Below are 17,971 nucleotides of genomic sequence, written 5' to 3' on the forward strand. Positions count from 1 at the left end.
TATAATCGACCATTCCTTGTCCGACAGATCGAAGCGGGCCATGAGCGAACTCCCTTGTATCAGGAAGTTTGAATCACGGCTCCGCTTCTTTGGGAATCCCGTTTATGGGTACAGAACCTAGGCGGATCGCCCGGCTTTCGACGCCCGTCCCACATCCGTGCCTTCGGCATCGCCGACATCCATTGACACGGCCGGCGGAAGGCCATGGAATTGCACATCGGATGCAGGACGAAAGAGACGCGATCCCTTGACCGAACACACCACGGTTCGATTTCCCTATTTCTTCGTGACCGTGCCCGCCCCCTGCCCCTATCTGCCGGGGCGGCTGGAGCGAAAGGTGTTCACGCGCCTGAACGGCGACGATCCGGCCGGCCTGAACGATAATCTGACCAACGCCGGTTTCCGCCGCAGTCAGAGCATCGCCTACAAGCCGGCCTGCGAGGGCTGCAACGCCTGTGTCTCGGTGCGTGTGCCGGTCGATCGCTTCACACCCTCGCGCGGTTTTCGCCGTGTGTTGGCCCGGAACGACGATCTGGTCATGGCCGAACGCCCGCCCGTCGCGACCGAGGACCAGTTCGCCCTGCTGCGCACCTATCTCGAAAGCCGGCATCCGGGCGGCGGCATGGTCGAGATGGATGCCCTCGATTATGCCGCCATGATCGAGGACAGCCCGATCGAGACTCATGTCGCCGAATATCGCGATCCCGACGGCCGACTGCACGCCGCCTGTCTGATCGACCGGCTGAGTGACGGCCTGTCCCTCGTCTACAGTTTCTACAACGCGGGCGATGCCGCCCGTTCCCTCGGCACCATGGTCGTGCTCAGCCAGATTTCACGCGCGCGCCAGCTGGGACTGCCCTACGTCTACCTCGGTTACTGGATCGAGGATTGCCGCAAGATGAACTACAAGGCGCGCTACCAGCCGCTGGAAGGACTTGGCCCCGAGGGGTGGAAACCTCTACAAATCAGTCCCGACCGCGATTCGTGACAAGCCGCCGGCACCCGAGGGGGGAATACGCAAGATGAAGGGTCCCATCGACGCCAAGCGTCGCCGCTTCCTTGCGTCGGCCGCCGTCGGCGCCGCCGCGGCCGCCGCGGCCTTTCCCGCCCCGGCCATCGCGCAGGAGAAGCGCGAATGGAAGATGGTCACCTCCTGGCCGAAGGGCCTGCCCGGCGTCGGCACCGGGGCCGAGCGGATCGCCCAGCGCATCACCGACATGTCGGGCGGCCGCCTGACGGTGAAGGTCTATGCCGCGGGCGAGATCGTGCCGGCGCTCGAATGCTTCTCGGCCGTCGCCGAGGGCAAGGCCGAAATGGGCCACGACGCCTCCTACTACCATATCGGCAAGCACCGCCAGGCCCCCTTCTTCACCACCGTGCCCTTCGGCCTGACCGCCAATGAATTGTCGGCCTGGATCCATTTCGGCGGCGGGCAGGAGCTGTGGGACGAGCTTTATGCCGGTTTCGGCCTGAAACCCTTCCTCGCCGGCAATACCGGCACCCAGATGCTGGGCTGGTACCGCAAGGAGCTGAAGACGGCCGACGACTACAAGGGCCTGAAGGTGCGCATGGCCGGCCTCGGCGCCGAAGTCGTCAAGCGCCTGGGCGCCACCGTCGTCACCGTGCCGGCGGGCGAGATTTTCCAGGCGCTGCAGAACGGCACGGTCGACGCGGCGGAATGGGTCGGCCCCTATAACGATCAGGCGCTCGGCCTCAACCAGGTCGCGGAATATTACTACGGCCCCGGCTTCCAGGAGCCGAGCGCCGGCCTCGAGCTGATCGTGAACAAGAAGCTCTATGACGAGCTGCCCAAGGATCTGCAGATGATCGTCGCCGTGGCCGCCCAGGCCGCGCATGACGATCTGTGGGCCGAATATGCCCTGCGCAACGGCGAGGCACTGGCCAATCTGATCACCAAGGGCACCAAGGTCGCCCGCGTGCCGAACGAGCTGATGATCGCCATGGGTTCGGCGTCCGGCGAAGTGCTGGCCGAGGAACGGGACAAGGCCGACGCCATCGGCAAGAAGATCTTCGAGTCCTTCCTGAAGGCGCGCGGCCCCGCCAGCGCCTACACCCGCATCGGGGAGCAGGCGATGGCCAACGCCCGGGCCCTCGCCTACAAATACATCGAATAGACGGGCCTATTGCCCGGCATCGGCCGGGTCGCCCTCGAAGTCATTCATGAAGGTCTTCAGCGCATCGCCCGGGGATTGCTCCCCGGCGGCGCCGGGCGTCGTCGCGCGCCCCGTCCGGAAGATCTGATCGGGCAGCCAGGTCGCCAGTACCGGCGCCGCCGCGACGATTGTCAGGGCCAGCAGCTGAATGCCGACGAAGGGCAGGACACCGCGATAGATGTCGGCGGTGCGGATCGCCGCCGGCGCGATGCCACGCAGGTAGAACAGGGCGAAGCCGAAGGGCGGGGTCAGGAACGAGGTCTGCAGGTTGACCCCGATCATGACGCCGAGCCAGATCGGGCTGATGTCGAAGCCGAGCAGCACCGGCCCCGCGATCGGCAGCACGATGAAGACGATCTCGAAGGTGTCGATGAAGAAGCCGAGGACGAACATCACGGCCATCACCGCGAACACCGCCCCGAAGGCCCCGCCCGGCAGGTCGCGCAGCACGGATTCGACCAGAAGATCGCCGCCAAGCCCCCGGAACACCAGACTGAAGGCCGAAGCCCCCATCAGGACGACGAAGACCATCGAGGAAATGGTCAGGGTGGAGCGCATGACCGAGCGCAGCTCGGCAAGGCCGAGGCGCCGCCGCAGGACGGCCAGCAGCATCGCCCCCATGGCGCCGACCGAGGCCGATTCGGTCGGCGTCGCGATCGACGCCATGATCGAGCCGAGCACGGCGAGGATGAGAAGGAGCGGCGGCAGCAGCGCGAAGACGACATCGCGGGCGAGCGAGGCGCCGGCCCTCGTTTCCTCGCGGAGGGCGGGGGCGGATGCGGGCTGCGTCCAGGCGCGGAACAGCACGAAGCCGAGATAGAGCAGGACGAGCAGCAGCCCCGGCCCCACCGCCCCGGCGAACAATTGCCCGACCGAGACCGGGTCCGGCGCGTAATTGCCCTTGGCCATCTGGGCCGAGGCATTGGCGCCCTGCAGGATGTCGCCGACGAAGATCAGCACCGTCGAGGGCGGAATGATCTGGCCGAGAGTGCCCGAGGCGCAGATGACCCCGGTCGCCAGCTTGGGATCGTAGCCGGCACGCATCATCGCCGGCAGGCTGAGCAGCCCCATGGTGACGACGGTCGCGCCGATGATCCCGGTCGATGCCGCCAGCAGGGCGCCGACCAGCACGACCGAGACGCCGAGACCGCCGCGCATCCGCCCGAACAGGCGCCCCATGGTCAGCAGCAGGCTCTCGGCGATGCCCGAGCGCTCGAGCACGACGCCCATGAAGACGAAGAGCGGCACGGCGACCAGCACCTCGTTGGTCATGGTGCCGAAATAGCGCTCGGCGAGGCTCGACAGATCGAAACTGAAGGCGCCGAAGGCTTCGCCGACGAAGGCGAAGAGCACGGCACTGCCGCCCAATGTGAAGGCGACCGGAAAGCCGATCATCACGAGAACGACCGACGACAGGAACAGCAGGACGGACAGCAGTTCGCCGATCTCGTGGCCGGTCATCGCGCCACCTCCCCCTCGCCTTCCAGCCGGCTGGCAAAGTCCTCCTCCCCGCGCAGCACGAGAATGGAACGGGCCATCAGCGCGAGGCCCTGCAGCCCGACCAGCAGGCAGAAGGCAACCAGCATGAACTTGAGGACATAGAGTGCCGGCAGGCCACCGGGCTGGCCCGACGATTCGCCGATGACATAGGAGGCGGCAAAGAAGCGCCAGGCCGCGCCGGTCACGACGATGAGCCAGGGAAACAGAAAGAACAGGCAGCCGAAGAGGTCGATCCAGGCCCGCCGCCGGGCCGAGGCCGGGCGGTAGAACAGATCGACCCGGACATGGCCGCCGACCTTGAAGGTAAAGCCGGCGCCGACGAGGAAGACCGCGGCATGAAGCCAGACGTAAGCTTCCTGCATCCAGACGAAACCGACCCCGGCGACATAGCGCAGCACGGCGACAAGGAAGCAGATCACGACGCAGGCCAGCGTCGCATAGGACAGAACGCCGCCCACCGCCTCGTTCAGGCGCTCGATCCAGCGGACGAAACCGCGCAGCAATGCCATGGTTACCCCTGCCCCCCAAGGCCCGCGATCTTGACCGAGCGGCACGCCCCCCACAAGGCGCTTGACCGCAGGCGGTCGACAGGGTCCCTTGTCGGGATGGTGCCGCTCCTTCGTCCCGTTGTCCTCGTCGCGCTGCTTGCCATCGCCGCCTGCGCCGAATCTCCCGATGCGGCGCCGGGCGTCGCCGTGCTCACGGCCGCGCCGCTGCAACCGCCGGTCATGCCGACCCGGCGACCGACCTGGAAGCCGGCCACCCCCCGCGAGGATGTCGGCGCGGTCCCGCCGCCGGCCCTGCTGGGCCAGCCTGCCACCTACGTGCCCGAGGCGCGCCCTCTCGCCCCCGGCGACCTCGCCGCGACGCCGCCGCCGCCGACGGTCACCCCGGCCTCGACCCCGGCCATTTCGCCCGGCGCGACCGCGCCCGGGCTACGCCTGTCCCTGCGCCTGCCGAAGAAGCTGCCGCACAGCGACGGCCCCCTGATTCTTCCGGTCGAAGCCAAACTGAGCAACATCGGCACCCGCGAGGCGCGGCTGAATGCCCCCACGCCATGCGATGTCGCGGTCTGGCAATTGCAGGATGCGCGAGGCGAGGTGCTGCTGGCCAAGGATGCCGATATCTGCGCCCAGGTCGTCGCCGAATCGAGCCTGAAGCCGGGCGAGACCCTGATTACCCGCGACCAGATCGCCATCCCCGGCCATCTGCTCGGCATCGGCAGCTATCGCCTGCGCTATGCCTTCTGGGGCACGGTCGCGGAAGAGACCGTCACCGTCGAATAGCGGCGCGCTACAGCCGGCCGCGCCAGCCGGCGAGGCCGACGCGCAGGACCTGTGGCAGGCCCCGCTCCGCCGGCAGGGCGAAGGGATCGTGCCCGGCCCTGTCCAGCGCCTTCAGCCAGCCCTCGGCGACGACGACGGGCAGCAGCGCCGGCACGGCCGTCTTCGGCAGGTCACGCGCGGCAAGGCGCGCCGCCTTCAGATGCTCCGCCGCATGGCCGGCCAGCTCAGCCACCAGCGCGCGCAAGGGAAGGCCGGACTTGCCGGCCGCGATCTCGTCGGTCTCAACGCCGTGGCGCGCCGTCAGGTCGGCGGGCAGATAGATCCGGTTGGCCCCGGCATGGAAGGGCAGCGCCCGCAGCAAGCCGGTCAGGCCATAGCCGATACCAGCGGCATGGGCCGCCTGCCGTCCCGCCGCCCCGGTGCCGAGCACGCCAAGGGCGAGTTCGATCAAGGCACCCGAAGCCCCGTCGAGATAGGTCGAGAGCGAGGCGAGGCTGGGCGGCGGCTGGTCGTCGAGATCGAGTTCCCGCGCGTCGATCAGGCGCTCGAAGGTGGCGAGGGGCAGATCATGGGTCCGGATCGCCTCGGCCAAAGGGGTGACCACTTCGTGGGCGCGGGGCGAACGCCCCTCGGCAATCTCGGTCAGGGCATCGCGCCACCATTGCAGGCGGATCTGGCCGATCATGGCGTCGGAGACGATCTCGCGAACCCGCGCGACCTCGAAATTGAAGGCGTAGAGCGCGAAGAGCGCCTCGCGCCGCTCCGGCGGGGCAAACAGGGCGGTCAGGAAACGGTCAGGGTCATGCGCCCGGACGAAAGCGGCGAGCGAGGTCACTCAGGGCACCGGCAGCAGGGCCGCCGCCACCCGCCGGCCTTCGGCGACCAGCACGTTATAGGTCCGGCAGGCCGCGCCCGTGTCCATTACGTCGAAACGGATGCCGGCATCGCGCAGGGCCTGTTTCGCCGCCTTGGGCAGCAGGCCGAACTGTGCCCCGCATCCGATCAGGACGAACTCGTAGTCGTCGCGCCGTGCGATCAGCGGCGCCATGGCCGCGGCGTCGAGCGCGTCCAGCGCCGCGACCGACCAGGGGGCGACACGCCCGCTGGTCACCAGCACGCCGCCCTCGTGGGACATGCCGCTGATGCGGAAACCGCCCGCGCCATAGCGTTCGATGCGACGCTCGGCCTGGTCGAGTTCCCGCAGCGGCGGCATGGCCTCAGCCCTTCTGCGGCGCCTGCGCGCCCGGATTGGCGGCCGCGGCCGCGGGCGAGCCCCGGCGCAGCTTGCCTTCGCCGAGGAACAGCAGGATCGGCGCGGCGATGAAGATCGACGACGAGGTGCCAACGACAACGCCGAACAGGATCACCTGGGCAAAGCCCGACACCGCCGAGCCGCCGAACACCGCCATGGGCGCCATGGCGAGGAAGGTGGTGACCGATGTGAAGATGGTCCTTGTCAGGGTCGAATTGATCGACAGGTCGATCAGCTCGCGCAGCGGCATCGTCTTGTATTTGCGCAGGTTCTCGCGCATCCGGTCATAGACCACGACCTTGTCGTTCATCGAATAGCCGATGAGGGTCAACAGGGCCGCGATCGCCGTCAGATTGAACTCGATGCCCGTCACCGCGAAGAAGCCCACGGTCTTGGTGATGTCGAGGATCAGGGTCAGCACGGCGCCGACCGCGAACTGCCATTCGAACCGCCACCAGATGTAGATCAGCATGGCGCCGAACGACAGCACGACGGCAAGCACGCCGCTGCTCACCAGCTGCTCCGACACCCGGGGACCGACGACCTCGACCCGGCGCAGGTTGGCGCCCGGCGCGATTTCCGCCAGCTTGGCGCGGACCTGTTCGACGGCGGCGCCCTGCGCCTGCTCCCCGCCATCCTGACGCGGCAGGCGCAGCAGGACGTCGGACGGGCCGCCGAATTCCTGCAGCGAGACTTCGCCGAGCTGCAGGGCATCGAGGCCGGAGCGCATCTTCGCGAGATCGGCCGGGCCTTCCGTCCGCACCTCGACGACGATGCCGCCGGCGAAGTCGATGCCGTAATGAAGGCCCGGGAAGAAGAACAGCACGATCGAGGCGGTCGAGAGCACGGCCGAGGTGGCGATGCCGATGAAGCGCCCGCGCATGAAGCGGATCGACGTGTTCTCGGGGATGATCTTGCGCGCGCCGAACAGGGCGTGGATGTCGAGGATCTTCTTCTTGCCCCACTTCACCCAATAGACCATCAGCACGCGCACCAGCGCGACCGCGGTGAACAGCGACAGGATGATGCCGATGCCCATCGCGATGGCGAAGCCGCGCACCGGACCCTCACCGAAGAAGAACAGGGTGGCGACGGCGAAGAGCGCGGTCAGATGGCTGTCGATGATCGTGGCATAGGCACGGTCGAAACCCTGATGCAGCGCCGCCATGGCACTTCGGCCCAATAGCGTCTCTTCCCGGATGCGTTCGTTGATCAGCACGTTGGCGTCGACCGCGATGCCGACCGACAGCACGAGACCGGCGATGCCCGGCAGGGTCAGGGTCGCGCCCATCAGGGTCAGCAGGGCGATGGTCAACACGATGTTGGCGATCAGCGCGACCACGGCGATGACACCGGTCACCGAATAGAACAGCACCATGAAGATGATGACGAGGGCGGTGCCGATCAGGCCGGAAATCTGCCCGGCGGCGATCGCGTCGGAGCCGAGGTCTGGGCCGACCGTCCGCTCCTCGATCACGGTCAGGGGCGCCGGCAGGGCGCCGGCGCGCAACAGGACCGAAAGGTCGTTGGCGCTCTGGACGTTGAAATTGCCACTGATCTGGCCCGAACCGCCGAGGATCGCCTCGCGGATCACCGGCGCCGAGATCGCCTTGCCGTCGAGCACGATGGCAAAGCGGCGGCCGACATTTTCCTTGGTCACGGCGGCGAAGCGCTTGGAGCCTTCAGCGTCGAACCGGAAACTGACCACCCACTGGCCGGACTGCGGATCCGCCTGGGCGCGGGCGTCGACCAGCATTTCGCCGGTCAGCAGCACCTTCTTGCGCACGGCGATCAGCTCGGGCGTGGAGCTGCCCGGCTGGGGTTCGCCCTCGATGATTTCGGTGCCCGCGGGGGCGCGGCCGGCCTTCAGTTCGGCGTCGCTGACATTCTCGACCAGGCGGAAGGTCATCTTCGCGGTCTGGCCCAGCAATTTCTTGATCCGCTCGGGATTCTGCTCGCCGGGCAGCTGGATCAGGATCTGATCGGCGCCCTGGCGCGCCACCGTGGCTTCCGCGGTGCCGGCGGCGTCAATACGGCGGCGGACGATCTCCAGGCTCTGGCTGATCGCGCCCGTCGTGCGCTCCTGAATGCCGGCGGGACTCAGGGTCAGGGTAAACTTGCCGTCGGACTGGCTCACGTCGATGTCGGGCACGCCGCCGCCGAGCACGCCGCCGCCTACCGGAGTCGCCAGATCGCGCAGCAGCTGGCGGGCATCGTCGAGCCTGGCGTTGTCCGTCACGGTGACGGTCACGCTCTGGCCCGAGACGCCGAGGCCCGTGTAGCGGATGCCGGCGCCGACGAGGGCGTTACGGGTGGAATCGACCAGCGTGTCCAGCCGCTCCTTGACCACCGCGCCGACATCGACCTCGAGCAGGAGGTGCGAGCCGCCGCGCAAGTCGAGGCCGAGGTTGAGCTGCTTCTGCGGCACCCAGCCCGGCAGGCCTTCGAGCGAGGCACGGCTGAACAGGTTCGGCGCGGCGAATATCACGCCCAGGGCGACAATCGCCATGTAGAGCATGATCTTCCAACGGGAATACTGGATCATCTTGTGCCGCTCGATCTGTCGACGGGGAGAGCCGAAAAGACATCGCCCCGCGGGCCGGGCCCACGGGGAGACGAAAAGGATGTGAAGGCCGCCTTACGCCGACTTTTCGTCGTCGGCGACCGGCTGGCCCTTGGTGCGGACTTCGGCGACGGTGCTCTTCAGGATGCGGATGCGCACGCCTTCCGCGACCTCGAGCAGGATTTCGCCTTCCTGCACCTTGGCGACCTTGCCGATGATGCCCGCGTTGGTGACGACGGTATCGCCACGGCGCACCGCCGCCAGCAGGGCGCGGTGTTCCTTGGCCCGCTTCTGCTGCGGACGGATCATCAGGAAATAGAACACCACCAGGATGAGCACCATCGGCGCGAACTGGAGGAGCATTTCCGTGCCGCCGGCACCGGGGCCGCCCGCGGCCGTCTGGGCATAGGCCGAAGAAATCAACAAGGACGACATGGACACCATCTCTGCACGGTTCGAAACGGGCGGACTATACCGGTTGAGCCTGCGAATGCAAATCGCGGGCGCTGTTCGGGGCCGGCCAATGTGTTAACGTCCCCGCCGTCATGACCGATACTGCCCTCGCCCCCCTGCTCGCCCGCATCGCCGACAGCCTGGAGCGCCTCGCCCCGCGCCCCATGCCCAGCGCGGACCCTTCGGCCTTCGATGCCTATGTCTGGCAGACCGATCCACCCCGCCTGCAGGGCGTCGCCGAGATTTCCCGGGTGCCCCTCGCCCTGTTGCAGGGGGTCGACCGCGTGCGCGACCTGCTGCTGGCCAATACGCGCCAGTTCGCCGCCGGCCTGTCCGCCAACAATGCCCTGCTGTGGGGCGCACGCGGCATGGGCAAAAGCTCGCTGGTCAAGGCGATCCACGGCGCGGTCTCGGCCGAGGTCGAAGGCCGGCTCGCCCTCGTCGAGCTGTCGCGCGAGGATCTGCACAGCCTGCCCGAGCTGCTGCGCCGCCTGCGTGGGGTCGAGCGGCGCTTCCTGCTGTTCTGCGACGACCTGTCGTTCGACGGTCAGGATGCCAGCTACAAGTCGCTGAAAGCCGTGCTCGACGGCGGGGTCGAGGGCAGGCCGCGCAACGTCCTGTTCTATGCGACCTCGAACCGCCGCCACCTTCTGTCCCGCGACATGATCGAGAACGAACGCTCGACCGCGATCAATCCGGGCGAGGCGGTGGAGGAGAAGGTTTCCCTGTCCGACCGGTTCGGCCTGTGGCTCGGCTTCCATGCCTGCGACCAGGACAATTATTTCGCCATGGTCGAGGGTTACGCCCGCCACTTCAACCTAAAGATCACACCGGATGACCTGCGCGCCGAGGCGATCGAGTGGCAAATGACGCGCGGCAGCCGGTCCGGGCGCGTCGCCTGGCAGTTTATTCAGGACCTCGCCGGACGGCTGGGCCAGCCCCTGCCCCCCTGACGGGCGGACACCGCGTTATTCCAGCGGATTTTCCAGCCGCTTCGCGGCCCTCTCGATCACCGCCCGGACCTGCGCGGCTTCCTCGGTCTTGTTCCATTCGACCGCAGCCTGCGTGGTGCCTGCGACCGCCGCCGGGGCCGCGGCCTGACCGTGAAAATCGCTGATCACCATGTGGCCCGAGCGGTTCACCTCGACCGCCTTGTCGGCGCCGCGACGGCGGCCATAACACATGGCCTTTTCGGCCCGCGCCACCAGGGCCTCCACCGTATCGCCGAATTCATACTGGGCGATCCCCAGGGTGACCCGCGGCAGGTTGGGGCCGCTTTCCGGCGCCAGCCGCCAGATCTTCTCCGCTTCCCAGCGGGCGGTTTCCGAAGCGTAGCCGATCATGATCGCCGCCAGCGTGCCGCTGCGGAGGCGCCCGACGACATCGGCCCGCGCAAGGAAAGCGCTCAGCCCCTCATAGCCGCCCCGGCGCAGATTGTTCGTCGCCTTCGCCTCGGTGCCGAGGTCGATGGCGACGACGGACAAGTCGCCGAAGCGATCGAGGAAGATGTCGATCAGATGCTCAAGCTCTCCAAACGTATCGCGTTCGGAATTGCCTGACGTCTTGGTTCCATAAAGTGAAGAATGTGCCATCGGGCCTCCAGTTTTTTGGGACAGGCGCAGGACTGCATTGCTGCCGCCCCTATCCGCCCTCAGGGATGTTTCCATTCCGCTGTCTATTTGGAGAAGCTTGGAGCAAATGAAACCACTCGCCATCCGACTAACGTCGGAAAGCCCTGCCCTAATCCCACATGAAGGATACGGGGAAAATTTCACGAACGCTTGTTGGAATTATTAAAATATTTTAGGTTTATGACAATTTGGTGACTGCAATCGACGGCAGTCTGCAGCCCGCGCGCGCCTCGTCGCGGTCGACGCTCAGCCGGCGTTGCCGTCGAGATATTTCAGGGGATCGACCGGGGTCCGGCCCTTGCGCACCTCGAAATGCAGCTGGGGCACGGTGACATTGCCGGTATGGCCGACACGGGCAATCTGCTGGCCGCGCACCACCTTGTCGCCCTGCTTCACCAGGAGGGTCGCATTGTGGGCATAGGCGGTCATCCAGCCGCCGGCATGGCGGATCAGCACGAGATTGCCGAACCCGCGGATTTCATTGCCGGCATAGGCGACGACGCCCGATTCAGCCGCCCGGACGGTGGTGCCCTGCGCAGCCTGGATATTGATGCCGTCATTGTGCTGGCCGCCGGGCTTGGCGCCGAACTCGGAGATGACGTCCCCGGCGACAGGCCAGACAAACCGCATGTCACCCGCCGATGGCGCCTCGCTCGACGCGGACCCCGGCCGGGCCGGCACGGTGGCCGCCGCAGCCGCCGTCGGCGCCGCGACCGGGGGGGGCACCGGCTTGCGCGCGGGTTGCGGCACTTCCGTCATGGCGAGCGCGGGCGCTGTCGCCGCGTCGGCCGCCGGCTTCGGCGGCGGCAGGCTGTCGGGATCGGGTTCGATGATTTCGGGGACCGGCGCGGGGTTTTCCACGGGCTCGGCCGCGGCCGGGACGGCAACCGGCGCCGCCACGGTCGAGGCCGGAGTTGGGGTCGTGGTTGGGGCCGGCGCCTGCACCTGCCCCGGAATGCGCAACTTCTGGCCCAGCTTCACAGTGAAGGGCGGCGAGATGCCGTTTTCCGCCATCAGGCTGGCCTGATCGACACCATAGCGCCGGCTGATGTTGTAGACCGTGTCGCCCGCCACCACGGTGTGATAGCGCACCTGCGGCAGCTGCAGCACCTGGCCCGGCTGCACCGTGAAGGGCGCCGCAAGATTGTTGGCCAGGATCAGGTCGCGCATGGGCACGCCGGTGCGCCGGGCGACCGCGCTCAGGGTCTCGCCCGGGGCGACAGTGGTCGTGCCGGCGGGCGCGGCTTCGGCGCCGGGCGAAATGGCGGGTGCCGGGGTCTCGACCGGCGCGGTTTCGACCGGTGTCGCCGCCGGACTGTCGAGGGGGGTCGCGGTAATGCCGCCGCCCCGGCTGACCGGCGCGAGGGGGGCCGCCTCGATTTCCGGCATGGGGCCGTCGCTGCCGCCACCGGTGATCGTCCCGGTCGAAGAAGACGAAGGAGAACCACCACCGACATATTCGACCGGCGCAAGCTCCGTCCGGCCGCCGCAGGACGCCAGCAGCAGCGTGCCGGCAAGCCACGCCGCCAGCCGAATCACGGGATAAGGGCCGCTCCGAACCATGGTCGCAGTCTCGGTTCGCCGATGTGCCGCGTCAATCGTCCCGCAGGACGCCTTCGACGAGGGGCACGAAACGCACGGGCATGAGTTTTTCATAGAGGGCTTCCGCCCCCTGACGGCGCACGCGCCAGATTTCCTGATCGCCATGCACCGGGCCGACCGGCAGGATCATCACCCCGCCCTCGGCCAGCTGGTCGATCAGCGCCTGCGGCACGGAAGGCGCCGCCGCCGTCACCATGATCCGCTCGAAAGGCGCCTGTTCGGGCCAGCCCTTGGCCCCGTCACCCAGCCGCGTCACCACATTGTGGATATGGATATCGCTCAGCAAGCGTTCGGCATGGCGCATCAGGTTGCGCCGCCGCTCGACCGTGTAGACCCGGCGGCACAATTTGGCGAGCACCGCCGCCTGATAGCCGGAGCCAGTGCCGATCTCCAGCACCCGGTGGCGGGCGCCGACATCCAGCATCTGGGTCATATAGGCGACGATGAAGGGCTGGCTGATGGTCTGGCCGCCGGCGATGGGCAGGGCCGTGTCCTCATAGGCCTTGTGGGCGAGCGCGGGCGGCACGAAACGCTCGCGCGGGATCGCCTCGATGGCGCCGAGCACGCGCAGGTCGACGATGCCCTGCTGGCGGAGGCTGAGGACCAGGCTGGCCTTTTCGGTGTCGGTCCCCATGGCGTCAGTCGTTCAGATTCAGGCCGGAAAAGGCCCGGCGCAGGCTGGCCTGGGTATCGTAATGGGTCAGGTCGAGATGCAGCGCGGTGACCGAGATCGCCCCGGCATAGACCGATTCGATGTCCGAATCCGGCTCCGGCGGCTCGGGACTGCGGCGATAGCCGAGCCAGTAATATTCATTGCCCCGCGCATCGACCCGTTCGTCGACGAAGAGGTTGCCGACACCGCGCCGGCCCTGATGGCTGACCCGGACCCCGGTCACCTCGTCCGGCGCCACCGGCGGGAAATTCACATTGATCAGCACGTCGCGCGGCCAGCCGGTCTCGATCAGCTTGCGAGCAACGGCGGCGCCATGGGCGGCGGCGCAGGCCCACTGGATCGGCTTTGTCCGGTCGAAGCCGATGACCTGACTGAAGGCGATGGAGGGCACGCCCAGCATGGTGCCTTCCATGGCAGCGGCGATCGTGCCGGAATAGGTCACGTCCTCGCCGATATTGCCGCCCCGGTTCACGCCCGACAGCACGAGGTCGGGCTTCCGTCCGGTGATGATCTTGTCGATCGCCATCATCACGCAATCGGTCGGCGTGCCCGAGACGGCGTAACGTTTCGGCCCCACCTTGCGGATGCGCAAGGGTTCGGTCAGCGTCAGCGAATGGGAGGCGCCGGACTGTTCGGTTTCCGGCGCCACGACCCAGACATCGCTGCTGAGTTCGCGGGCGATGGCGATCAAGACCTTCAGCCCGGGGGCATGAATGCCGTCGTCGTTGGAAACGAGGATGCGCAGCGGCTTGTCGGCGGCCTCAGGCATGGGGGCTGATCGTCTGGAGGCCACCCATGTAGGGCTGCAGCACGGTGGGCACCGCGATCGAGCCGTCGGCCTGCGCGTAATTCTCGAGGACGGCGACCAGCGTCCGGCCGACCGCGAGGCCCGAGCCGTTCAGCGTATGCACCGGGCGCGCGTTCTTCGCCCCCGGGGCCTTGGCCCGCGCCTGCATCCGCCGCGCCTGGAAGTCGCCGCAGTTCGAGCAGGAGGAGATTTCGCGATAGGTCTTCTGTCCCGGCAGCCAGACCTCGAGGTCATAGGTCTTGGTCGCGCCGAAGCCCATGTCGCCCGCCGCCAGCAGCAGCACGCGATACGGCAGGTCGAGGCGCTTCAGCACCTCTTCGGCGCAGGCGGTCATGCGCTCGTGCTCGGCCGCCGACTGTTCGGGGGTGGTGATCGAGACCAGCTCGACCTTGGCGAACTGGTGCTGGCGGATCATGCCGCGAGTGTCGCGCCCGGCCGCGCCCGCTTCCGACCGGAAGCAGGGGGTGAGCGCGGTCATGCGCAGGGGCAGATCGGCATCGTCCAGGATCTGTTCGCGGACCAGATTGGTCAGCGGCACTTCCGCCGTCGGCACCAGCCAGAAGCCGTTGGTGGTGCGGAACAGGTCTTCGGCGAACTTGGGCAGCTGGCCGGTGCCATAGACCGCCTGATCGCGGACGAGAACCGGCGGCGCCACTTCCATATAGCCGTTCTCGGTCGTGTGCAGGTCCAGCATGAACTGGCCGAGCGCGCGCTCCAACCGGGCCAGCGCGCCCTTGAGCACGACGAAGCGTGCGCCCGACATGCGGGCCGCCGCCTCGAAATCCATCAGGCCGAGGCCTTCGCCCAATTCGTAATGGGCGGCGCCTTCGGCGAGGCGGGGCGTGCCCCAGCGGCGGATTTCGGTGTTCGCCTCCTCCCCGCCCTCGGGCACTTCGGGCGCCGGCAGGTTGGGTATGGTCGAAAGCAGGGCTTCCATCTCGGCGGCCAGGGCCTTGTCCGCCTCGTCCGCCGCCTGGATGTCCGATTTCAGGGTCGCGATCTCGGCCATCAGCGCCGAGGCGTCGCCGCCCTTGCTCTTGACCTGACCGATTTCGCGCGAGGCATCGTTGCGCCGGGCCTGCATCACCTGCAGCCTCGTCTGCGCGTCGCGCCGCTTCAGGTCGAGGTCGAGCACCGCGGCGGCGGAGGCCGGAAAACCGCGCCGTGCGAGGCTGGCGTCGAAGGCTTCCGGATTGTCGCGGATCAGTTTCAGGTCATGCATGGGGGCGAAGCTCGAAAACGGCGATGTGCCCTGTCCTTATAGGGAACAGGGCACGAGTCCGTCCAGCACTCAGGGGGCCGCAGCCTCGCTGTCTTCCGCTTCTTCCGCCGCCTCGGCCGCTTCCCGCTTGGCGCGGCTGCGCTCGATCAGGCGGACGGCGATGACCGAGCCTTCGTAGAGGAAGAGCATGGGGATCGCCAGACTGACCTGGCTGATGATGTCGGGCGGGGTGACCACGGCGGCGAAGGCGAAAACGCCGACGATGGCATAGCGCCGCTTGGTCGACAGGGTCTTCGACGAGATGATCCCGGCCCGGCCGAGCAGGGTCAGCACCACCGGCATCTGGAAGCTGAGGCCGAAGGCGAAGATCAGCGTCATGACGAGGCTGAGGTATTCGTTCACCTTGGGCTCGAGTTCGATCGGCAGGGCGCCGCCGCCGCCGGGGGCCTCGAAGCCCAGGAAGAAATGCCAGGCCAGCGGCAGGATCAGGTAATAAAGCATCGCCGCGCCGGTGATGAACAGCACCGGCGTCGCCACGAGGAAGGGCAGGAAGGCGCCACGTTCGTTCCGGTAAAGGCCGGGCGCCACGAACATGTAGATCTGGCTGGCGATGATCGGAAAGGCGAGGAAGGCGCCGCCGAAGAACGAGACCTTCATGTAGGTGAAGAAGGCTTCGGTCAGGTCGGTATAGATCATCCGCCGCGTCGCCGCCGATTCCCCCATTGCCTGATAGAGCGGCTTCGTCAGGAAAGCATAGATCTGGTCGGAGATCAGATAGCAGCCGATCATGCAGACGATCAGCGCGGCGACACTGTACATCAGGCGCCGGCGCAGCTCGGTCAGATGTTCGACCAGGGGCGCGCGGCTCGCCTCGATATGCTCTTCGTCCTGCTTCTTGCTTGCTGCCATGTCAGGCTCCCGTGCTGCCTGCCGGCGGTTTTTCTGCCTCGGCCGGGGCCTTGGCCTCCGCGGCCTTGGCCGCGGCATCCGTGTCCTTGGTCACGTCGGCGACGGCATCGGCGACTTCGTCGCCGTACCAGTCTTCCTCTTCCTCGGGCTGAGGACGGGGATTGGACGCATAGGACGGCTTGGGCAGCGCCGGATCGCCGGACATTGCCCGCTCGAGTTCCTGGCGCGTCTTCGCCATTTCCTCGTCGCGCATCATCTGGTCGAAAGTCGACTGGAAGTTGGACGCCATCGAGCGCGCCTTGCGCACCCAGCGCCCGACCGTGCGGAGCAGATCCGGCAATTCCTTGGGACCGACCACCAGAAGCGCGACGATACCGACGAGGAGGATCTCGGACCACGCGAGATCGAACATGCGCCTGTCTCCACGGCAGGGCGCGGCCCTGCAAGCGGTTACGCCTGCAGGGAGCGGCCCTGCAAGCCCCTTACGAGAAAGAAACCGGTCCCGATCAGACCTTCTGAGCGTCCTGGCTCTTCGCCTTCTCGGCCGTGGCGTCGATCGTCACCTGGCGCGCGGAATCACCCGGGGCCGGCGGCGTCGGTTCGTCCGCCATGCCCTTCTTGAAGCTCTTCACACCCTTGGCCACATCGCCCATCAGCTCGGAAATCTTGCCGCGGCCGCCGAACAACAGAACGACCAGGGCGATGACGATCAGCCAATGCCACAAGCTCATCGCACCCATCGCCAATTCTCCTTCTATAAACCATGGCCCAGCGAGGCCGGATATTGCCCCAAGGGCATTGAAGAGGCAACGCGCAGAAATACGGTGCGCCGCCCGTCGTCCTGCTTATTTGGGGGCTTTCCGTTACGCCGCAAAGACAAAACACTGTCCGGGATCGACAGAAATGCGCATTTCTGTCCCGGCGGGGGGCAAATGCGGCGGCGAGAGTCGCGCGACCAGCGGCGAAAGCCCCGGCCCGAGGTCGAATTCAACCAGACTGTCGGCGCCGAGCAGGCGCGCGCGCAGAACGCGCAAGGGCAAGCTCTGGCCCGAATCGTCGAGCCGCAGCGCATGGGGACGAATCAGCACCTCCGCCCGGCTGCCCGGGCGCAGGGCCGGTGCCGGCACCGGGCCGAGCGGCGTCGCCACCTGCCCGTCGTCGCCCACCGTCCCGGCGAAACTGTTGGCCTCGGCGAAGAAACGGGCCGCGCCCGCGTCCGCCGGCCGGTTGTAGAGTTCCTCGGGCGTGCCGAGCTGCACCACCCGCCCTGCCCGCATCAGCGCGATGCGGCTGGCCATGCGCATCGCCTCCTCGGGATCGTGGGTGACGAGCAGCACCGCCGCCCCGGTCGAGGCAAGCAGCGCCAGCGTCTCGTCCCGCACCCGGTCGCGCAGGCGGACATCGAGGCCTGAGAAGGGTTCGTCCATCAGCATGACCGCCGGCCGCGGCGCGATCGCACGAGCCAAGGCCACGCGCTGCTGCTCGCCGCCCGAGAGCATGTGGGGGAAACTGCGCCCCCGATCGCCAAGACCGACCTTGTCGAGCGCGGCCTGTGCTTCGGCCAGGGCATCGCGCCTCGTGATGCCGAAGGCGACATTGTCGAGGATCGAGAGATGGGGGAACAGGGCATAGTCCTGGAAGATCAGGCCGACATGCCGCTTCTCGGGGGCAAGGCTGCCGCGCTCGTCCGCCACCACATGGCCGCCGATGGCGATTCGGCCCTGCTGCAGGGTCTCCAGCCCGGCGGCGAGGCGCAGCGTGGTGGTCTTGCCGCAGCCCGAGGGGCCAAGCAGGCAAACGACCTCGCCCGCCTCGATCTCGATGTTCAGGTCGTCGACGGCGATGCGCTGGCCGAAACGATGGGTGACATTGGAAAAGGCAAGACCGGCCATGACACT

At 67.5% G+C, this 17,971-nt stretch carries 19 protein-coding genes; 4 read left to right on the plus strand and 15 right to left on the minus strand.

Going from position 1 to position 17,971, the window contains the following annotated elements:
• Positions 1 to 247 precede the first annotated feature (247 nt).
• Both DKG74_RS03400 and DKG74_RS03405 read left to right on the plus strand, forming a co-directional pair.
• On the plus strand, positions 248 to 988 hold the full coding sequence (locus tag DKG74_RS03400) for an arginyltransferase (RefSeq protein ID WP_109902675.1): 741 nt from the start codon (positions 248 to 250) through the stop codon (positions 986 to 988).
• Between the two features lie 34 nt (positions 989 to 1,022).
• Positions 1,023 to 2,135, plus strand: coding sequence for a TRAP transporter substrate-binding protein (locus DKG74_RS03405; RefSeq protein WP_109902677.1), 1,113 nt, complete (start codon positions 1,023 to 1,025; stop codon positions 2,133 to 2,135).
• 6 nt (positions 2,136 to 2,141) lie between these two features.
• Here the strand turns inward: DKG74_RS03405 and DKG74_RS03410 are convergent, their stop codons facing one another.
• On the minus strand, positions 2,142 to 3,635 hold the full coding sequence (locus tag DKG74_RS03410; RefSeq protein ID WP_109902679.1) for a TRAP transporter large permease: 1,494 nt from the start codon (positions 3,633 to 3,635) through the stop codon (positions 2,142 to 2,144).
• Positions 3,632 to 4,183, minus strand: coding sequence for a TRAP transporter small permease subunit (locus DKG74_RS03415; RefSeq protein WP_109902681.1), 552 nt, complete (start codon positions 4,181 to 4,183; stop codon positions 3,632 to 3,634). The genes DKG74_RS03410 and DKG74_RS03415 overlap by 4 nt, the downstream gene beginning before the upstream one ends.
• A gap of 96 nt (positions 4,184 to 4,279) precedes the next feature.
• Between DKG74_RS03415 and DKG74_RS03420 the strand changes: the two genes are divergently transcribed.
• Positions 4,280 to 4,960, plus strand: a complete 681-nt coding sequence (locus DKG74_RS03420; protein ID WP_109902683.1) for a hypothetical protein — start codon at positions 4,280 to 4,282, stop codon at positions 4,958 to 4,960.
• Positions 4,961 to 4,967: 7 nt separating this feature from the next.
• On the opposite strand, the gene DKG74_RS03425 is transcribed toward DKG74_RS03420, so the two are convergent.
• The 4 genes from DKG74_RS03425 to yajC form a co-directional block, all read right to left on the minus strand.
• On the minus strand, positions 4,968 to 5,795 hold the full coding sequence (locus tag DKG74_RS03425) for a phytoene/squalene synthase family protein (protein ID WP_109902685.1): 828 nt from the start codon (positions 5,793 to 5,795) through the stop codon (positions 4,968 to 4,970).
• Positions 5,796 to 6,173 carry an Mth938-like domain-containing protein gene (locus DKG74_RS03430; RefSeq protein WP_109902687.1) on the minus strand — a complete coding sequence of 126 codons (378 nt, stop codon included), beginning with the start codon at positions 6,171 to 6,173 and terminating at the stop codon, positions 5,796 to 5,798. It lies immediately after the preceding gene.
• A gap of 4 nt (positions 6,174 to 6,177) precedes the next feature.
• Positions 6,178 to 8,757, minus strand: coding sequence for a protein translocase subunit SecD (gene secD, locus DKG74_RS03435; RefSeq protein ID WP_109902689.1), 2,580 nt, complete (start codon positions 8,755 to 8,757; stop codon positions 6,178 to 6,180).
• A gap of 93 nt (positions 8,758 to 8,850) precedes the next feature.
• Positions 8,851 to 9,210: a preprotein translocase subunit YajC gene (gene yajC, locus DKG74_RS03440; protein ID WP_243404011.1), complete on the minus strand. Its 360-nt coding sequence runs from the start codon at positions 9,208 to 9,210 to the stop codon at positions 8,851 to 8,853.
• A 110-nt stretch (positions 9,211 to 9,320) separates the two neighbouring features.
• On the opposite strand from yajC, the gene DKG74_RS03445 reads away from it, so the two are divergent.
• Positions 9,321 to 10,181: an ATP-binding protein gene (locus tag DKG74_RS03445; RefSeq protein ID WP_109902691.1), complete on the plus strand. Its 861-nt coding sequence runs from the start codon at positions 9,321 to 9,323 to the stop codon at positions 10,179 to 10,181.
• Between the two features lie 15 nt (positions 10,182 to 10,196).
• Here the strand turns inward: DKG74_RS03445 and DKG74_RS03450 are convergent, their stop codons facing one another.
• The 9 genes from DKG74_RS03450 to DKG74_RS03490 all read right to left on the minus strand — a co-directional run bounded on the left by DKG74_RS03450 (position 10,197) and on the right by DKG74_RS03490 (position 17,965).
• Positions 10,197 to 10,820 (minus strand): nucleotidyl cyclase domain-containing protein, encoded by a 624-nt coding sequence (locus tag DKG74_RS03450; RefSeq protein WP_109902693.1) that lies wholly within the window; start codon positions 10,818 to 10,820, stop codon positions 10,197 to 10,199.
• A gap of 285 nt (positions 10,821 to 11,105) precedes the next feature.
• On the minus strand, positions 11,106 to 12,422 hold the full coding sequence (locus DKG74_RS03455) for a LysM peptidoglycan-binding domain-containing M23 family metallopeptidase (protein WP_165837507.1): 1,317 nt from the start codon (positions 12,420 to 12,422) through the stop codon (positions 11,106 to 11,108).
• Positions 12,423 to 12,453: 31 nt separating this feature from the next.
• The gene (locus DKG74_RS03460; RefSeq protein ID WP_109902697.1) at positions 12,454 to 13,095 is read right to left on the minus strand and encodes a protein-L-isoaspartate(D-aspartate) O-methyltransferase; all 642 of its coding nucleotides are present in this window, start codon (positions 13,093 to 13,095) and stop codon (positions 12,454 to 12,456) included.
• A 4-nt stretch (positions 13,096 to 13,099) separates the two neighbouring features.
• Positions 13,100 to 13,903 (minus strand): 5'/3'-nucleotidase SurE, encoded by an 804-nt coding sequence (gene surE, locus DKG74_RS03465; RefSeq protein ID WP_109902699.1) that lies wholly within the window; start codon positions 13,901 to 13,903, stop codon positions 13,100 to 13,102.
• On the minus strand, positions 13,896 to 15,164 hold the full coding sequence (gene serS, locus DKG74_RS03470) for a serine--tRNA ligase (protein ID WP_109902701.1): 1,269 nt from the start codon (positions 15,162 to 15,164) through the stop codon (positions 13,896 to 13,898). The genes surE and serS overlap by 8 nt, the downstream gene beginning before the upstream one ends.
• Positions 15,165 to 15,233: 69 nt before the next feature.
• The gene (gene tatC / locus DKG74_RS03475; protein WP_109902703.1) at positions 15,234 to 16,073 is read right to left on the minus strand and encodes a twin-arginine translocase subunit TatC; all 840 of its coding nucleotides are present in this window, start codon (positions 16,071 to 16,073) and stop codon (positions 15,234 to 15,236) included.
• 1 nt (position 16,074) lies between these two features.
• Positions 16,075 to 16,485, minus strand: a complete 411-nt coding sequence (tatB, locus tag DKG74_RS22385; protein ID WP_109902705.1) for a Sec-independent protein translocase protein TatB — start codon at positions 16,483 to 16,485, stop codon at positions 16,075 to 16,077.
• 94 nt (positions 16,486 to 16,579) lie between these two features.
• The gene (locus tag DKG74_RS03485) at positions 16,580 to 16,813 is read right to left on the minus strand and encodes a twin-arginine translocase TatA/TatE family subunit (protein ID WP_109902707.1); all 234 of its coding nucleotides are present in this window, start codon (positions 16,811 to 16,813) and stop codon (positions 16,580 to 16,582) included.
• A 123-nt stretch (positions 16,814 to 16,936) separates the two neighbouring features.
• On the minus strand, positions 16,937 to 17,965 hold the full coding sequence (locus DKG74_RS03490; protein WP_109902709.1) for an ABC transporter ATP-binding protein: 1,029 nt from the start codon (positions 17,963 to 17,965) through the stop codon (positions 16,937 to 16,939).
• Positions 17,966 to 17,971 lie beyond the last annotated feature (6 nt).

This window comes from Zavarzinia aquatilis, assembly GCF_003173035.1.
In the GTDB taxonomy this organism is placed as follows: Bacteria; Pseudomonadota; Alphaproteobacteria; order Zavarziniales; family Zavarziniaceae; genus Zavarzinia; species Zavarzinia aquatilis.

What these genes read in the sequence shown, in the direction of transcription:
- DKG74_RS03405 (WP_109902677.1), top strand. Translation starts at nt 1,023, where the DNA reads ATGAAGGGTCCCATCGACGCCAAGCGTCGCCGCTTCCTTGCGTCGGCC.
- DKG74_RS03410 (WP_109902679.1), bottom strand. Translation starts at nt 3,635, where the DNA reads ATGACCGGCCACGAGATCGGCGAACTGCTGTCCGTCCTGCTGTTCCTG.
- DKG74_RS03415 (WP_109902681.1), bottom strand. Translation starts at nt 4,183, where the DNA reads ATGGCATTGCTGCGCGGTTTCGTCCGCTGGATCGAGCGCCTGAACGAG.
- DKG74_RS03420 (WP_109902683.1), top strand. Translation starts at nt 4,280, where the DNA reads ATGGTGCCGCTCCTTCGTCCCGTTGTCCTCGTCGCGCTGCTTGCCATC.
- DKG74_RS03430 (WP_109902687.1), bottom strand. Translation starts at nt 6,173, where the DNA reads ATGCCGCCGCTGCGGGAACTCGACCAGGCCGAGCGTCGCATCGAACGC.
- secD (WP_109902689.1), bottom strand. Translation starts at nt 8,757, where the DNA reads ATGATCCAGTATTCCCGTTGGAAGATCATGCTCTACATGGCGATTGTC.
- yajC (WP_243404011.1), bottom strand. Translation starts at nt 9,210, where the DNA reads ATGTCGTCCTTGTTGATTTCTTCGGCCTATGCCCAGACGGCCGCGGGC.
- DKG74_RS03445 (WP_109902691.1), top strand. Translation starts at nt 9,321, where the DNA reads ATGACCGATACTGCCCTCGCCCCCCTGCTCGCCCGCATCGCCGACAGC.
- DKG74_RS03450 (WP_109902693.1), bottom strand. Translation starts at nt 10,820, where the DNA reads ATGGCACATTCTTCACTTTATGGAACCAAGACGTCAGGCAATTCCGAA.
- DKG74_RS03455 (WP_165837507.1), bottom strand. Translation starts at nt 12,422, where the DNA reads ATGGTTCGGAGCGGCCCTTATCCCGTGATTCGGCTGGCGGCGTGGCTT.
- DKG74_RS03460 (WP_109902697.1), bottom strand. Translation starts at nt 13,095, where the DNA reads ATGGGGACCGACACCGAAAAGGCCAGCCTGGTCCTCAGCCTCCGCCAG.
- surE (WP_109902699.1), bottom strand. Translation starts at nt 13,903, where the DNA reads ATGCCTGAGGCCGCCGACAAGCCGCTGCGCATCCTCGTTTCCAACGAC.
- serS (WP_109902701.1), bottom strand. Translation starts at nt 15,164, where the DNA reads ATGCATGACCTGAAACTGATCCGCGACAATCCGGAAGCCTTCGACGCC.
- tatC (WP_109902703.1), bottom strand. Translation starts at nt 16,073, where the DNA reads ATGGCAGCAAGCAAGAAGCAGGACGAAGAGCATATCGAGGCGAGCCGC.
- tatB (WP_109902705.1), bottom strand. Translation starts at nt 16,485, where the DNA reads ATGTTCGATCTCGCGTGGTCCGAGATCCTCCTCGTCGGTATCGTCGCG.
- DKG74_RS03485 (WP_109902707.1), bottom strand. Translation starts at nt 16,813, where the DNA reads ATGGGTGCGATGAGCTTGTGGCATTGGCTGATCGTCATCGCCCTGGTC.
- DKG74_RS03490 (WP_109902709.1), bottom strand. Translation starts at nt 17,965, where the DNA reads ATGGCCGGTCTTGCCTTTTCCAATGTCACCCATCGTTTCGGCCAGCGC.